This window comes from Marinobacter sp. RI1 (genome assembly GCF_041155085.1).
GTDB lineage: Bacteria > Pseudomonadota > Gammaproteobacteria > Pseudomonadales > Oleiphilaceae > Marinobacter > Marinobacter nauticus.
Genome location: NZ_AP031605.1, coordinates 2,219,476 through 2,235,631, shown reverse-complemented (window position 1 = coordinate 2,235,631; position 16,156 = coordinate 2,219,476). Strand labels below are relative to the sequence as shown.

The 16,156-nt window shown below is 57.6% G+C and carries 12 protein-coding genes; 3 read left to right on the top strand and 9 right to left on the bottom strand.

The window, feature by feature from the left end:
* From ACAM27_RS09995 to purU, 9 genes are all read right to left on the bottom strand, one after another.
* Positions 1-297 (bottom strand): integration host factor subunit beta, encoded by a 297-nt coding sequence (locus ACAM27_RS09995; protein ID WP_011784538.1) that lies wholly within the window; start codon positions 295-297, stop codon positions 1-3.
* Between the two features lie 132 nt (positions 298-429).
* Positions 430-2,121, bottom strand: coding sequence for a 30S ribosomal protein S1 (gene rpsA, locus ACAM27_RS09990; RefSeq protein ID WP_011784537.1), 1,692 nt, complete (start codon positions 2,119-2,121; stop codon positions 430-432).
* 129 nt (positions 2,122-2,250) lie between these two features.
* A complete protein-coding gene (gene cmk / locus ACAM27_RS09985; protein ID WP_023008146.1) occupies positions 2,251-2,931 on the bottom strand; it encodes a (d)CMP kinase in 681 nt (226 codons plus the stop codon).
* Complete coding sequence (locus tag ACAM27_RS09980) at positions 2,931-5,159, bottom strand: bifunctional prephenate dehydrogenase/3-phosphoshikimate 1-carboxyvinyltransferase (protein WP_369611885.1); 2,229 nt, start codon at positions 5,157-5,159, stop codon at positions 2,931-2,933. The genes cmk and ACAM27_RS09980 overlap by 1 nt, the downstream gene beginning before the upstream one ends.
* Before the next feature lies 1 nt (position 5,160).
* Positions 5,161-6,285: a histidinol-phosphate transaminase gene (gene hisC / locus ACAM27_RS09975; protein ID WP_369611884.1), complete on the bottom strand. Its 1,125-nt coding sequence runs from the start codon at positions 6,283-6,285 to the stop codon at positions 5,161-5,163.
* A gap of 29 nt (positions 6,286-6,314) precedes the next feature.
* Positions 6,315-7,412, bottom strand: coding sequence for a prephenate dehydratase (pheA, locus tag ACAM27_RS09970; protein WP_011784533.1), 1,098 nt, complete (start codon positions 7,410-7,412; stop codon positions 6,315-6,317).
* Positions 7,413-7,414: 2 nt separating this feature from the next.
* Complete coding sequence (gene serC / locus ACAM27_RS09965) at positions 7,415-8,497, bottom strand: 3-phosphoserine/phosphohydroxythreonine transaminase (protein ID WP_014421824.1); 1,083 nt, start codon at positions 8,495-8,497, stop codon at positions 7,415-7,417.
* Positions 8,494-11,064: a DNA gyrase subunit A gene (gene gyrA / locus ACAM27_RS09960; protein WP_014421825.1), complete on the bottom strand. Its 2,571-nt coding sequence runs from the start codon at positions 11,062-11,064 to the stop codon at positions 8,494-8,496. The genes serC and gyrA overlap by 4 nt, the downstream gene beginning before the upstream one ends.
* A 126-nt stretch (positions 11,065-11,190) precedes the next feature.
* Entirely contained in the window at positions 11,191-12,045 is an 855-nt protein-coding gene (gene purU, locus ACAM27_RS09955; protein ID WP_011784530.1) for a formyltetrahydrofolate deformylase, read from the bottom strand.
* 144 nt (positions 12,046-12,189) lie between these two features.
* On the opposite strand from purU, the gene ggt reads away from it, so the two are divergent.
* Genes ggt through ftsH form a run of 3 tightly spaced genes read left to right on the top strand, consistent with a single transcriptional unit; the run spans position 12,190 to position 16,141 of the window.
* On the top strand, positions 12,190-13,950 hold the full coding sequence (gene ggt / locus ACAM27_RS09950) for a gamma-glutamyltransferase (protein WP_369611883.1): 1,761 nt from the start codon (positions 12,190-12,192) through the stop codon (positions 13,948-13,950).
* Positions 13,951-13,994: 44 nt separating this feature from the next.
* Positions 13,995-14,243 (top strand): hypothetical protein, encoded by a 249-nt coding sequence (locus tag ACAM27_RS09945; RefSeq protein ID WP_369611882.1) that lies wholly within the window; start codon positions 13,995-13,997, stop codon positions 14,241-14,243.
* Entirely contained in the window at positions 14,240-16,141 is a 1,902-nt protein-coding gene (gene ftsH / locus ACAM27_RS09940) for an ATP-dependent zinc metalloprotease FtsH (protein ID WP_369611881.1), read from the top strand. The genes ACAM27_RS09945 and ftsH overlap by 4 nt, the downstream gene beginning before the upstream one ends.
* The last annotated feature ends 15 nt before the right edge of the window (positions 16,142-16,156 follow it).

The window sequence follows — 16,156 nt, the reverse complement described above, 5'->3', positions numbered from 1 at the left end:
TCAGAAACCTTTTTTCATGCTGTCGTTGACCTGCTCTCGCAGCTCTTTGCCGGGCTTGAAGTGCGGCACAAACTTGGCTGGCAGTTGCACGGCGTCTCCGGTTTTCGGGTTACGTCCGGTGCGGGCAGCCCGATGATGCAGGGAAAAACTGCCAAATCCACGGATCTCAATTCGCTGGCCGTCGGCAAGGGACTGAGACATATGCTCGATGATGCTTTTCACCGCGAGCTCAACATCCTTTACGGAGAGCTGAGTCTGCTTCGAAGCGATCAGTTCAACCAGTTCGGACTTCGTCATGAGGCTTTTCCCTCTGTCGTTATTATTCCGCAGCAAATTACCGGGTCCCAATGCCTCTAGTTTAGCCAAACCAGAAAAAAACACAAAAAAAACGGGCTCTTAGAGCCCGTTTTTTTGACACCAACCGGAAACTTAGTCCTTGTTAGCGTTCTGCTGCTGCATCTGCTCCTTGATCAGGTCACCGATAGTGGTGGCACCTGAGGATTCTGCAGCCTTACTGCGTACGTTTTCCAGGGCCTGCTTGTCGTCCTCAACGTCTTTGGACTTGACAGACAGGTTGATCACGCGGTTTTTGCGATCGATGCTGATGATCTTCGCTTCAACTTCTTCGCCTTCCTTCAGAACGTTACGCGCGTCTTCTACGCGGTCACGGCTGATTTCAGAGGCTTTCAGTACCGCTTCAACTTCTTCGTTCAGGGCAATGGTGGCGCCTTTGGCGTCAACCGCAGATACGGTGCCCTTAACGATGGAGCCCTTGTCGTTCAGCTGAACGAACTCGGCAAACGGATCGCTTTCCAGCTGTTTGATGCCCAGGGAGATGCGCTCACGCTCTGGATCAACAGACAGGATAACGGTTTCAACTTCGTCGCCCTTCTTGTATTCGCGAACGGCTTCTTCGCCAGTCTCGTTCCAGCTGATGTCAGACAGGTGAACCAGACCATCGATGCCACCGTCCAGGCCGATGAAGATACCGAAGTCCGTGATGGACTTGATCTTGCCGGAGATACGGTCGCCCTTGTTGAAGTTGCTGGAGAAATCTTCCCACGGGTTGGCAACGCACTGCTTGATGCCCAGAGAGATACGACGACGCTCTTCGTCAATATCCAGGATCATCACTTCTACTTCGTCACCTACCTGAACAACCTTGGACGGATGGATGTTCTTGTTGGTCCAATCCATTTCGGATACGTGGACCAGACCTTCAACACCCTCTTCCAGCTCGGCAAAGCAGCCGTAGTCGGTCAGGTTGGTTACGCGAGCAGTAACCTTGGAACCTTCCGGGTAACGACCTTTGATGTCGACCCAGGGATCTTCGCCCAGCTGCTTCAGACCCAGAGACACACGGTTGCGCTCACGGTCAAACTTCAGGACTTTAACATTGATTTCGTCGCCCACATTCACGATTTCGCTCGGATGCTTGATGCGCTTCCAGGCCATATCAGTGATGTGCAGCAGGCCGTCAACACCGCCCAGGTCTACGAATGCACCGTAGTCGGTCAGGTTCTTGACGATACCCTTGATTTCCAGACCTTCGGTCAGGGTTTCCAGCAGAGCTTCACGCTGCTCGCTGTTTTCAGCTTCCAGAACGGCGCGGCGGGAAACAACCACGTTGTTACGCTTCTGGTCCAGCTTGATAACCTTGAATTCAAGCTCTTTGTTCTCCAGGTGCGCAGTGTCGCGAACCGGACGAACGTCTACCAGGGAACCCGGCAGGAAGGCACGGATGCCGGCCAGATCAACAGTGAAACCACCTTTGACCTTGCCATTGATAATACCCTTGACCACTTCCTCAGCTTCGAAGGACTTCTCGAGAACCTTCCACGCTTCAGCGCGCTTGGCCTTTTCACGGGACAGACGGGTTTCACCGAAACCGTCTTCAACTGCATCGAGAGCCACATCGACAACATCGCCGACAGCTACTTCCAACTCGCCTTTTTCGTTCAGGAACTGGGAGGCGGGGATAACGCCTTCGGACTTCAGTCCGGCGTTAACGGTGACCCAGTCGTTGTCGACGTCAACTACGGTTCCCTGGACGATGGAACCCGGTTGCATGTCAATTTCTTTTAGACTTTCTTCAAAAAGATCCGCAAAGCTCTCGCTCATTATGTGCCCTATATGATCAACGCAAGTGTGCTCCGTGTCACCAGCAACACGGTCTGTTAACGATGTCCGGAATCAGCCAGCGGCTGGCAGAGTACGCTGTTCCGGCATTTCAACGACAAAAAGGTGTAGTCAGGCCTGACCTGCTGCGGCCATACACCTGTCTAACACCTCTTCGATACTCAAACCCGTAGAATCAATGACTTGCGCATCATCTGCAGGCTTGAGGGGGGCCGCAGAACGGTTCATATCCCGCTCGTCACGTACCCGTATCTCCTCTAAAAGGGCGTCAATGTTAACATCGACACCTGCTTCCTTCAACTGATTGTAGCGCCTGCGGGCCCGCTCCTCGGCACTGGCGGTCAGGAAGATTTTGACCGGTGCATCCGGAAAGACCACCGTACCCATATCGCGCCCATCGGCCACCAGCCCGGGCGCCACCCGGAAATCCCGCTGGCGCTGCAACAAGGCATCGCGCACCGGTTGCATGACGGCGACTTTTGACGCGTTATCACCGCAGGTCTCGGTGCGGATTTCGGAGGTAACATCTTCCCCGGCCAACAGAACCTTCGCAGGCTCACCCGGAGGCGTCGGCATGAACGCAACATCGAGCCCTGCGGCAACCCGAACCAGTGCCGGCTCGTCGTCCAGCGCAACCCCTTGGCGGGCAGCCGCCAGGGCCGTCAGCCGATACAAGGCACCACTGTCGAGCAGATGCCAGCCCAGTTTGCGGGCCAACATCTGGGTAACGGTACCCTTGCCAGAACCGCCAGGGCCGTCAACCGTAATTACCGGTGCCTTGCTATTACTCATCAATCACTACCTTCTGCGTTAATTCGAATACCTGTCTGCAATGCCAGATCAACAAAACCCGGGAACGATGTAGCCACGTTGGCGCAATCGTTGATCCGGATAGGTCCGGTTGCGCGCAATGATGCCACCGCAAACGACATGGAAATGCGATGATCACCATGGCTTTCCACGGTACCGCCGCCTATTTCCTGGCCGCCATCTATAATGATGCCGTCGGGTGTCACGGTGGTCTCCACACCCAGAGCCGCGAGACCGTCCGCCATCACCTGGATACGATCACTCTCTTTCACCCGAAGTTCCTCGGCGCCGCGCAATACCGTGCGCCCTTCGGCACAAGTTGCAGCGATAAACAATACCGGGAACTCGTCGATAGCCAGCGGCACCTGCTCTTCCGGAATGTCGATGCCCTTCAAACGGGCTGACTGTACCCGAAGATCGGCTACCGGCTCTCCACCGATGACCTTCTCATTGAACACTTCAATGTTGGCACCCATCTGTTTCAGGATATTGATTACACCTACACGGGTGGGGTTCATGCCAACGTGGCGAAGCGTCAGGTCAGAATCTTCGGCAATACTGGCCGCCACCAGGAAAAACGCGGCCGAGGAAATATCAGCCGGCACATCAATGGCGCAAGCAGACAGTTTGCCTCCACCGGTGACACTGGCAGTCGCACCATCGCGGTGAACGTGGTAACCGAAACCCTCCAGCATGCGCTCGGTATGATCCCGGGTTGGCGCCGGCTCAGTCACCGAGGTAACACCCTCAGCGTAGAGTCCCGCCAGCAGCAGACAGGATTTCACCTGGGCACTGGCCACCGGCATTTCGTAATGAATGCCAGTGAGTGCATGTCCACCCCGAATCTTCAACGGCGGCCGACCACCCTCACCGGTGTCGATGACCGCTCCCATGGCACGCAGTGGATCTGCCACGCGCCCCATAGGCCGCTTCGACAAACTGGCATCGCCCGTGAGCTCAGAATCGAAGGGCTGAGCGGCCAGCAATCCGGCAAACAGGCGCATGGCCGTACCCGAGTTACCCAGATACAACGGGCCACGGGGCGCCTGCAGGCCTTTCATACCGACGCCGTGAATGCGCACGAAGCCGTCATCCGGACCTTCGATGGTGACGCCCATATCCCGGAACGCCTGCAGGGTGGCAAGACTGTCCTCCCCCTCCAGGAAGCCCTTCACTTCGGTTGTCCCCTCAGCCAGGGCACCGAGCATGATGGAACGGTGAGACATGGACTTGTCGCCCGGAACCCGGATGTCACCTCTCACGGTGCCGCCCGGCTGCATTTGGAAAGTCACCTGTTTATCGCTGTTGTTAGTCACGTACGCCTGTCCTGAAAGCATTTTGGAAAAATGTTCCCGCGCCGCCTTGGCACGGCTGAAAACCCTGAGCAACGTGGCACCATCGCCACAGGCAATGGCAGCGCGGAGTTGATCCAGATCTTCGGTAAAGTGGTCTATTACCCGGAGTACGGCATCCCGATTGGAGAGAAAAATGTCGTGCCACATCACCGGATCGCTTGCGGCAATCCGGGTAAAATCACGGAACCCACCTGCGGCATAGCGGAAGATATCCATATTCTCATCTTCGCCCGCCAGAGTGTCTACCAGCGAAAAAGCGATCAGGTGGGGTAAATGGCTGGTGGCCGCGAGCACCTCATCGTGATACCCCACCGACATGGTAAGCACGGTCGCACCGGCACCTTCCCAGACGGTCCGCAAACGATTCAGGCCATCTTGGTCGGCATTTTGCGACGGCGTCAGGATCACCTTGTGATTGGCAAAGAGATCGGGCCGGGCCGCACGGATACCGCTCTTCTCGGAACCGGCAATGGGATGGCCGGGTATTACCCAGGGCGGCAGCTCACCAAACACTGCCTCCACATCAGCAACAAAACTGGACTTGGTACTACCCACATCAGAAAGGATGGCGCCCTCTTCGAGAACGGGCCGAATTTGTTCCAACACCGCACGGGTGGCCCGCACCGGAACGGCCAACACCACCAGATCACTGCCCTTTACGGCCTGCTCGATGGAATCCGCAGCCTCGTCTATTACACCCAGTTCAACGCCGAGAGCCAGTTCATCCTGACGGGTATCAAAACCGGTCACCATTCCCGCAAGCTGTTGCGTGCGTATGGCGCTGGCCAGAGAACCGCCAATCAGCCCCAGGCCGATAACCGCAACCCGACGAAAAGGCGCACTCGGAACTGTCACTTCATGCCCCCAGCCCTGCTGACGCCAATGCCTCAGCCAGCGCATCAAGAAAACGTTCATTTTCTTGCGGAAGGCCGACCGATACACGCAGGTGCCGGGGCATGCCATAACCAGCGACGGGCCGAACAATCACGCCATGGGCCAACAAGGCCTGATAGATACCGGCGGCTGGCTCACCCACTTCCACGGCAATGAAGTTGCCTGCCGAAGGGATGTAGGGAAGCCCCATGCGATCGAAGCCTTCCGCCAGTTGTTGCAGGCCGGCTTCGTTCACCTCCCGGGATTTCTGCAGATAGGCTTCATCCTCAAGAACAGCTGTGGCCGCCGCCAGGGCAACGGTATCGACATTGAATGGCTGGCGAACCCGGTTCAGGATGTCAGCAATGGCCGGAGAACTGATGCTGTAGCCCACTCGCAACGCTGCAAGCCCCCACGCCTTGGAAAAGGTGCGGCAGACAATCAGGTTCGGGTATTTGTCCAGCAGTCGAATACCATCCGGGTACTCGTCACCAACAAGGTATTCGCAGTAGGCCTCATCCAGAACAACCAAAACCTGTTCAGGGATACGATCCAGAAACGCTTCAATCGCATCGGCGGTGTGCACGGTACCGGTGGGATTATTCGGATTAGCAACAAACACCAGCTTGGTGCGCTCGGTCACCGCGTCGGCCATGGCATCCAGATCATGCCCCCAGTCTTTTGCAGGCACCGCCACACCTCGGGCGCCAATCGCCTGGGTTACCAGCGGGTATACTGCGAAGGCATACTGGGAAAACACCACTTCGCTATCAGAGTCGACGAAACACCGGGCAATGACTTCCAGCACATCGTTGGAACCATTCCCGAGGGTGATCTGGCTCATTTCCACGCCAAAGCGACAGGCCAGAGCCTGCTTCAGATCAAAGCCATTGCCGTCCGGGTACAGGCACATTTCGTCGAGGGCATTTCGGGCGGCCGATACCGCTTTCTCACTCGGCCCAAGCGGGTTCTCATTGCTGGCCAGCTTGATGATCTCCGACGGATTCAATCCCAGCTCCCGGGCCAGCTCTTCAATCGGCTTGCCGGGCTGGTACGGAGACAGAGCCTGAACACCTTTTACCGCAAGACTCTGGTAATCCACTGACATTGAACTCTCCTCAGGATCGACATTTGAAATCAAAGTACGCCGATGGGATAGGACCCCAGGCGCTTCAGCTCCACGGCTTCTTCATCAATTTCAGCCAGTACCTTGCTGATCCTGTCATCCTGCATGTGACCTTCGAAATCAATGTAGAAAACATAAGCCCAGGTGCCACTGGGCGAAGGCCGCGTTTCAATCCGTGTCAGACTGATGCCGTGACGGTGGAACGGCTCCAGCAGCTGATACAGAGCGCCCGGTTTGTTGCGCATGGAGACCAGAATCGAGGACTTGTCCTGGCCACTGGCCGGCACCTCTTCCCGCCCAATGATCAGGAAGCGGGTGGTATTGTCCGGGCGATCCTCAATGCTGTTAGCCAGCTTTTCCAGACCGTACAGCTCCGCCGCCATATCTCCGGCAATCGCCGCCGCGCCCGGCTCTTCAGCCGCGCGGCGCGCCGCCTCGGCATTGCTGGAAACGGTAATACGCTCAATACCGTAGCGATGTGTATCCAGCCACTGCCGGCACTGGGCGAACGACTGCTGATGGGAATAGATGCGGGTAATTTCCTCATCCTTGTGCTTCGGCGATACCAGCAGATGATGATGAATGCGAAGCTGCACCTCACCGCAGATTTTCAACGGCGAAGACATGAACATATCCAGGGTGTGATTGATCATACCCTCAGTGGAATTCTCCACCGGCACCACACCGTAATGCGCCGCACCGGATTCCACCTCGCGGAATACCGCATCAATCGCAGGCAGCGGCACGCTGACGACAGAGTGGCCGAAGTGTTTGAGCGCCGCCGCCTGGGTGAAGGTGCCTACCGGGCCCAGGAAGGCAATATGCATGGGCTTTTCCAGCGCCAGGCAAGCCGACATGATCTCACGGAACAGCCGCGCCATCTCTTCAGCGGGCAAAGGCCCCGGGTTCTTTTCCTTGATCCGGCGCAACACCTGAGCTTCGCGCTCAGGCCGGTAAAAGAATACATCCTCACCGGGATTGGCCGCCATTTTGACATGGGCCACTTCCTGCGCACATTTCGCCCGGGCACTGATCAGCTCCATGATCTGCTGATCGAGGGCGTCGATCTCCTCCCTTAATTCCCCCAGGCGGGTCTTCTCATCCGTCATGATCAGCCCCGCTCCTTCGCAAATTCCGCCATGTAGTCGATCAGGGCGTCGACACCTTCTTCCGGCATAGCGTTGTAGATGCTGGCACGCATACCACCGACGGAGCGATGCCCCTGCAGGTTGAGCAGATGCCGGGCTTCAGCGCCTTTCAGAAATTCAGCATTAAGCGCATCATCGGCCAGAGTGAACGGTACGTTCATCCAGGAGCGGAAGCGTGGTTCAATGGGGTTGGCGTAGAAATCGTTGGCATCAATGAAGCCATACAGCTTCTTTGCTTTCCGGGCGTTCATCTCGCCCATGGCTTGAACACCGCCCTGCTCTTTCAGCCACTTGAACACCAGCCCGGACAGGTACCAGGAATAGGTCGCCGGGGTGTTGTACATGGAGCCGTTATCGGCGATGACCTGATAGTTCATCATGGTCGGCGTCTCTTTCCGGGCCTTACCCAGGAGATCCTTACGGATAATTACCACCACCAGGCCCGAGGGGCCGATGTTCTTCTGGGCGCCGGCATAGATCAGACCGAATTTGCTGATATCCAGCGGCCGGGACAGCATGGTGGAAGACATATCCGCCACCAGCGGCACATTGCCACTGTCCGGAATAAAATCGTATTCCAGGCCACCGATGGTTTCGTTCGGCGTGTAATGCAGGTAAGCGGCATCGGCACTGGTATTCCAGCCGGACTGATCCGGAATGGTGGTAAACCCGCTGTCTTCAGAGCTGGCAACCACATTCACATTACCGTAGCGCTTGGCTTCGGCAATGGCCTTTTTCGACCAGATACCGGTGTTCACGTAATCGGCCGAGGCCTTGTCACCAAGCAGATTCAGCGGAATGGTCGAGAACTGGCTGGAAGCTCCACCCTGCATGAAGAGTACAGCGTAATCATCTGAAATACCGGCCAATTCACGGAGATCCTTCTCAGCCGCTTCTGCAATGGCAACAAACTCATCGCTGCGATGGCTCATCTCCATCACCGACATGCCGGTGCCGCGCCAATCGAGCATTTCGCTCTGGGCCTGCTTCAGCACAGCTTCCGGCAAGGTGGCCGGACCAGCACAGAAATTGAACGCCCTGCTCATTCTTCGGTTTCCTCGCCTTCCACTTCTTCTTCATCATCGGATTCTGCAATCCGCTCCACACCCACCAGGCGCTCATCTTCCTGGGCCAGACGGATCAGACGCACGCCCTGGGTATTCCGGCTCAGTACCGACACCTCATCAGTGCGGGTACGCACCAGTGTGCCCTTGTCGGAGATCAGCATCATCTGGTCGCCATCAAACAGTTGCAGCGCAGTCACCAGATTACCGTTTCGCTCGGAGCACTGCATGGCGATAACGCCCTGACTGCCACGGCTGTAGGCCGGGAATTCATCAATGGCCGTGCGCTTGCCATAACCATGCTCACTGGCCGTCAGAATCACACCGCCTTCCTGCGGAATGATCAGGGACACGACATGGTGGCCTTCCGGCATCTTGATACCGCGGACACCACGAGCCGTCCTGCTCATCGGGCGAACCTGCTCTTCCTGGAAGCGCACCGCTTTACCGGCACTGGAGAACAGCATCACTTCGGCAGAACCATCGGTAATGGCGGCACCAATCAGGGTGTCACCCTCATCGAGATTCAGGGCAATCAGGCCACTGCTGCGTGGGCGCGAGAAGTTCGGCAGCGGTGTCTTCTTGACCACACCGGCCGAGGTGGCCATCAGCACAAACTGATCTTCCGGGTAATCCCGTACCGGCAGGAAGGTGGTAATACGCTCTCCTTCGTCCAGCGGCAGAATGTTGACCATGGGGCGACCACGGGAGCCACGGCTACCGCGGGGAATCTCGAACACCCGCAGCCAGTACACCTTACCCTTGTTGGAGAAGCACAGAATGGTGTCGTGGGAATTCGCAACCAGCAGCTTCTCGATAAAGTCTTCGTCCTTCATCGACGTTGCCGCTTTACCCCGGCCACCACGGCGCTGGGCCTGGTAATCCTCAACGGCCTGGGTCTTGGCATAGCCACTGTGGGAAATAGTCACCACCAGATCTTCTTCGTCGATCAGGTCTGCGATGGTCAGGTCGCGACGGGAGCTGGTGATCTCGGTACGGCGCTCATCGCCATACTGGCTGACAATTTCTGCCAGTTCGTCACGAATCACCTGCATCAGACGCTCGGGGTCGCCCAGGATATCCAGCAGATCGGCAATCTTCTCCAGGATTTCCTTGTACTCGTTCTGGAGCTTTTCGGTTTCCAGACCGGTCAGGCGGTGCAGTCGCAGATCCAGAATCGCCTGGGCCTGCTCCGGCGACAGGTGGTACAGGCCTTCTCGGAGGCCATAAATCTCCGGCAAATCATCCGGGCGGCAAGCATCTTCACCTGCACGCTCCAACATCGCGAGTACGTCGCCAGGCGCCCAGCCCTTGTCCATCAGCTTTTCTTTCGCTTCTGCAGCAGAGGGCGACTGTTTGATCAACTCGATGATTTCATCAATGTTGGCCAGGGCAACGGTGAGACCTTCCAGAATATGGCCCCGCTCACGAGCCTTGCGCAGCTCATAAATGGTGCGGCGGGTGACCACTTCCCGACGATGACGCACAAACGCATCGAGCATTTCTTTCAGGTTCAGGGTCTTGGGCTCGCCGTTGATCAGCGCCACCATGTTGATACCGAACACGGTTTCCAGCTGAGTCTGGGCGAACAGATTGTTGATGATCACATCCGGGTTCTCGCCCCGACGCAATTCGATCACAACCCGGATACCTTCCTTGTTCGATTCATCACGCAGCTCAGAGATACCTTCCAGGCGCTTTTCCTTCACCAGTTCCGCGATCTTCTCGATCAGACGGGCCTTGTTCAGCTGGTAAGGCAGCTCGGTGATGATGATGGATTCGCGGCCGGTCTTCTTGTCCTGCTCAATCTCGTGGCGGGCACGGATATAAATGCGGCCACGTCCTGTGCGGTATGCTTCCACGATACCGGCACGGCCATTGATGATGCCCTGGGTGGGGAAGTCCGGGCCCGGGATGAATTCCATCAGCTCATCGACCGTGAGATCCGGGTTATCGATCAGTGCCAGGCAGCCGTTCACCACTTCCGTCAGGTTGTGGGGTGGAATATTGGTCGCCATACCCACGGCAATACCGGAGGAGCCGTTCACTAGCAGGTTAGGCACACGGGTCGGCAGGACTTCCGGAATACGTTCGGTGCCGTCGTAGTTGTCTACGTAATCGACGGTTTCCTTGTCGAGATCCGCCAGCAGCGAATGGGCGATCTTCTCCATGCGGATTTCGGTGTAACGCATGGCGGCGGCATTGTCGCCGTCGATGGAACCGAAGTTACCCTGGCCGTCTACCAGCGGGTAGCGCAGGGAGAATGGCTGGGCCATTCGAACGATGGTGTCGTATACCGCAGAGTCACCGTGGGGGTGATATTTACCGATAACGTCACCCACCACACGGGCGGACTTCTTGTAGGCCTTGTTCCAGTCGTTACCCAACTCGGACATGGCGAACAGCACCCGGCGGTGTACCGGCTTCAGGCCGTCCCGGACATCGGGTAATGCCCGGCCAACGATAACGCTCATGGCGTAGTCGAGGTAGGACTGTTTCAACTCGTCTTCAATATTGACCGGCAGGATCTCTTTGGCTAACTCACCCATCGAGAAAGGTTCCTTTGCGTTATCTGGAAGTCGTTCCGGGGCCGTTTCCGGGCCCCGTCTTTATTCTTCAACAAGCCGCCAAGCATACCACAGACCGCCCCCACCGGGGGCAACTGTGGTAAAGCCTTAATCAAACACCACGGTCTTGTTTTCGTAGGTAATCACGCGGTCTTCAATGTGGGACCGCAGGCCCCGGGCCAGAACATTTTTCTCCACATCCTTACCCAGGCGAACCATGTCTTCGATGGAGTCGCTGTGACTGATCCGAATGACGTCCTGCTCGATGATCGGGCCCTCGTCCAGATCCTGGGTGACATAGTGGCAGGTGGCACCAATCAGCTTCACACCCCGGCTGTAGGCCTGATGGTATGGGCGGGCACCCGCAAACGACGGCAGGAAGCTGTGGTGAATATTGATCACCTTGCCGGAGTACTTTCCGCACAGCTCGGCAGGCAGAATCTGCATGTAACGGGCCAGGACCACCACGTCGGTTTCGTATTGCTGGAACAGCTCGTCGATATGGGCGAAGGCCTCAGCCTTGTTCTCTTTACTCACCGGCACATGGTGGTAAGGAATCTCGTGCCACTCCACCATACGGCGCAGATCATCGTGGTTGGAAATCACCGCAACGATCTCGCAGTTGAGCTCTTTGCTGTGCCAGCGGTGCAACAGATCGGCGAGGCAGTGTGATTCCTTGCTGCACATCAGGATAACCCGCTTGGGGCGCGCGGAATCGGCAATGTGCCAGTTCATGTTGAACTCGCGGGCAATCGGCTCAAAGGCGGCACGGAACTGATCCAGCCCGAACGGTATCGATTCGGCCTTGATTTCATGCCGCATGAAAAACCAGCCGGCCTGGGTATCGGAGTGGTGGCTCGCCTCGGTAATCCAGCCGTTATAGGTGGACAGAAAATTACTCACCTTGGCAACAATCCCGACCCTGTCCGGGCAGGAAATAACAAGACGATAGGTATGCTCCATGAAGCCTTTCCTTAACTTGAATCCGGGGAAAGCGGGCGCGACAGGAAACCACAAACCGGACATTCACGGCGATGGTCGGTACGCACCGGTAAAAATGACCGGCTATGATAGCCTATCTGACAGCCAGAAACGAGGAATCCGACCATGGACAGAGTGATCTACAGCCCCGCTTCGAAAATCAGCCACAGGCGGCTCTGGAGAGCGACAACCGCGCTGATGCTTTTCCTGCTCGCCTACAACACAAGCGCCAACGAACAGGCCATTCTGGAAGGGGAACGTTTCCATCCGGTTCAGGGCACCCAGGGTATGGTTGCCACCAGCCACACCCTGGCCACAGAGGTTGCCCTGAAGGTATTGAAAGACGGAGGCAACGCCATTGATGCCGCTGTTACCGCCGGCTTCGCCCTGGCCGTCACCCAACCCCGTTCCGGCAATATTGGCGGTGGCGGCTTTCTGGTCTACTCGCCCGGTAACGGCGATGCCCCGGAAGCCATTGATTATCGCGAAACCGCACCGGCTGCAGCCACCGAAACCATGTTTCAGGATCAGGACGGCAATGTCGTGAGCGAACGCAGCCGGTTCAGCCATAAGGCCACCGGGGTACCCGGCACCGTAGCCGGGCTGGCGCTGGCACTGGAGCGGCACGGCACCCTGAGCCTGAGCCAAGCCCTGGCCCCGGCGATTCGACTGGCCCGGGAGGGCTTTGTGGTGCCCCACCGATTCACCGAAGGCCTGGAGCAGGCCCGGGACCGCCTTGAACGCTGGCCAGCCACCCGCGCTACCTTCTATAAAAAAGATGGATCGGCCCCACAACCTGGCGAAGTGTTTCGCCAGCCGGAACTGGCCGACACCCTCCAGCGCATTGCCGAGCAGGGCGTAAAAGGCTTCTATGAAGGTGAAACCGCACAGTTGATTGTGGCGGAAATGCGACGGGGCGAGGGTCTGATGACTCTGGAAGACCTGCGCAACTACGAACCGGCCGTTCGCCAGCCGGTCCACGGCACCTATCGGGGATTTGATATCTACTCCATGTCGCCGCCCTCCTCTGGCGGCACTCACATCGTGCAGATCCTCAACATTCTGGAGGACTACCCCATCGGCGAATGGGGGCACAACTCCGCAAACACTATCCACCACATGGCCGAGGCAATGAAACTGGCATACGCAGATCGCTCGGAATACCTGGGTGATACAGACTTCGTAGCTGTGCCGCTGGAAGGGCTGACCAGCAAGGGCTACGCCGACCAACTTCGCACATCCATCAAGGCAGACAAGGCCCGGCCCGCCAGCGAGATCGCGCCTGGAAAACCTGGGCCCTGGGAAAGCCCGGAAACCACACACTTCTCGGTGGTGGACCGCTGGGGCAACGCGGTATCAAACACCTACACCATCAATTTCAGCTATGGCTCGGGCATTACCGTGGCCGGTGCCGGCTTTCTGCTCAATAACGAGATGGACGATTTCAGCGCCAAGCCGGGGGTTCCCAATGCTTATGGCCTGATCGGCGGCGAAGCCAACAAGGTGGAGCCAGGTAAACGCATGCTCAGCTCCATGTCGCCGACCATCGTACGAAAGGACGACCGCAATTTCCTGGTAACCGGCAGCCCCGGCGGCTCCCGGATCATCACCACCACCTTGCAGGTGATCATGAATGTGATCGACCATAATATGAACATACAGACAGCCGTCAGTGCGCCGCGCATCCACCACCAGTGGTTACCGGACGAGATTCGGGTGGAACAGGGTATCAGCCCAGACACTCTGGATCTGCTCCGGGCGCGAGGTCACACCATCAACACCGGCTCGGCCATGGGTGCCATCCAGAGCATCCTGATTGGCGAAGACGGCACGCTATACGGCGGAGCCGATCCCCGGCGCAGCACTTCGTCTGCCATGGGATTCTGAGCCATTCAATATTGACCGGGCGCATCCCGGACAGGAGGTAACTGATGTATCTTTCCGTACAACTGAGCTGCTATCCGCTCAAGGACGACTACAAACAACCGATCTGGGATCTGATTGCACGCCTGGAACAGACCAGCCTTGAGGTCCTCCCTGGTCGCATGAGTACCGAGATCTTCGGCGAGTATGACGAAGTGATGAAGGTGCTCTCAGACACCATGAAATGGTCTTTCGAGACCTACGGTAAATCGGTGTTTGTAGCAAAAATCATGGAGGGTGACCGGAGGCCGAAATGACACCCAGCAACGAACCCGGAAAGCAGGACCAGACACCGCAGCCGCAACCGACGATACCCAACCAGTACTCGTTTCTGTGGTTGAGCGCGGCCATTTTCCTGATGTTCCTGTGGCTACAGGGGAACAACCAGCAGCAACAACAGGAGCTGGCCTATTCCGAGTTCAAACAGGCCGTAATAAGCGGCCAGGTTGCCGAAGTTACCCTGCGCACCGAAGAGATCAGCGGACGCTTTACGGATTCCGGTGCCAGCCGGTTTGCCAACGACAGCCGGCCACCGTCGAGCAGTTTCATAACGCTCAGGCCACAGGTGGAAGACCCGGAGCTACTACCACTACTGGAAAGACAGGAAGTCCTGGTTCGGGGTTCCCGCTCCGGCCGCCCCTGGTGGCAGGAGCTGATCCTGGGCTTCCTGCCCTGGATCCTGTTACTGGCGCTGATGTTCTGGTTCTGGGGTGCCGCCCAGAAACGCATGACTCAGGGCGGTGGCCCCTTTGACTATGGCAAGTCCAGGGCCCGCCGCGCCCGCAGAGAAACCTCCACCACGACACTGGACGACGTGGCGGGCATTGAGTCCGCAAAACGGGACATTGCCGAAATTATCGACTTTCTGAAGTCTCCGGATAAGTATCGTCGCCTGGGCGCTGTAATGCCTAAAGGGGTTCTCCTGGTTGGCCCGCCGGGCACCGGCAAGACCCTGTTGGCGCGGGCCATTGCCGGCGAGGCGGAAGTTCCCTTCTTCAGCATCAGCGCCTCCGAGTTCATCGAAATGTTCGTGGGCGTTGGCGCGGCACGGGTTCGGGACATGTTCCAGACCGCTCGCAAGGAAGCACCGGCACTGATCTTTATCGATGAGCTGGACGCCGTCGGGCGCTCACGGGGAGCTGGCCTGGGGGGCGGCCACGACGAGCGCGAACAGACCCTGAACCAGATTCTCACGGAAATGGACGGTTTCGAGGCCCATGAGAACGTTCTTGTGCTGGCCGCCACCAACCGCCCGGATGTATTGGACACCGCTCTGCTGCGCCCGGGCCGGTTTGACCGGAAAATCACCCTGGACCGCCCTCACCGGGAGGCCCGGGAAGCTATTCTGAAGGTACATGTGCGCAAGGTGCCGCTGGCTGCGGATGTGGACCTGACGCAGGTGGCCGCACGCACGACCGGCTTCTCCGGCGCCGACCTGAAAAACCTGGTGAACGAAGCGGCCCTTACAGCCGCCCGCGACAACCTCGTTGAGGTAAACAACCACTGTTTTGAAGTGGCCCACGATCGCCTGATTCTGGGTGAAGAAAGGGACGCCCAGTTAACACCGGAAGAGCGTGAAGCCGTGGCCTACCACGAATGCGGGCATGCCATTATGGCCTATTACATGCCCAAGGCAGATCCTCTCACCAAGATCACCATTATTCCCCACGGCATGGCCATGGGAGTGACCGAACAGACCCCGAAAGAAGACAAATACAATTACACCGAAAGTTACCTGGAGGACCGCATCAAGGTGATGCTGGGCGGGCGTTCTGCCGAAAAAATCATCTACGGGGAAGTCAGTACCGGCGCCCAGAATGACCTGAAAGAAGCCACCAAACTATTGAGACGAATGGTCGGCCAGTGGGGCATGAGCGAAAAGATCGGCCCGCTGGGCCTGGGCATCGGCGAAGAACATGTGTTCCTTGGCCGGGAAATGGGCGCGCCCCGGGAGTACAGCGAAAAACTCGCGGAAATGATCGACTCGGAAATCCAGTCGCAATTACTGGCCTTTGAAGCCTTTACCGTGAGCTTCCTGACCGAACACCGGCAGGAACTGGATGCCCTTGCCAGAGCCGTCATGAAAAGGGAAACCCTGTCAGCCGGGGAAATAACCGAGGTGCTGGAGGAAGCTCGCAGCCGGGAGACCGCCTGAACAACTGCCGGCACA

Coding starts and splice junctions, on each gene's coding strand:
- serC (WP_014421824.1), bottom strand. CDS start 8,497: ATGAGCAGGGCGTTCAATTTCTGTGCTGGTCCGGCCACCTTGCCGGAA.
- ACAM27_RS09945 (WP_369611882.1), top strand. CDS start 13,995: ATGTATCTTTCCGTACAACTGAGCTGCTATCCGCTCAAGGACGACTAC.
- gyrA (WP_014421825.1), bottom strand. CDS start 11,064: ATGGGTGAGTTAGCCAAAGAGATCCTGCCGGTCAATATTGAAGACGAG.
- rpsA (WP_011784537.1), bottom strand. CDS start 2,121: ATGAGCGAGAGCTTTGCGGATCTTTTTGAAGAAAGTCTAAAAGAAATT.
- ggt (WP_369611883.1), top strand. CDS start 12,190: ATGGACAGAGTGATCTACAGCCCCGCTTCGAAAATCAGCCACAGGCGG.
- cmk (WP_023008146.1), bottom strand. CDS start 2,931: ATGAGTAATAGCAAGGCACCGGTAATTACGGTTGACGGCCCTGGCGGT.
- ftsH (WP_369611881.1), top strand. CDS start 14,240: ATGACACCCAGCAACGAACCCGGAAAGCAGGACCAGACACCGCAGCCG.
- purU (WP_011784530.1), bottom strand. CDS start 12,045: ATGGAGCATACCTATCGTCTTGTTATTTCCTGCCCGGACAGGGTCGGG.
- ACAM27_RS09995 (WP_011784538.1), bottom strand. CDS start 297: ATGACGAAGTCCGAACTGGTTGAACTGATCGCTTCGAAGCAGACTCAG.
- pheA (WP_011784533.1), bottom strand. CDS start 7,412: ATGACGGATGAGAAGACCCGCCTGGGGGAATTAAGGGAGGAGATCGAC.
- hisC (WP_369611884.1), bottom strand. CDS start 6,285: ATGTCAGTGGATTACCAGAGTCTTGCGGTAAAAGGTGTTCAGGCTCTG.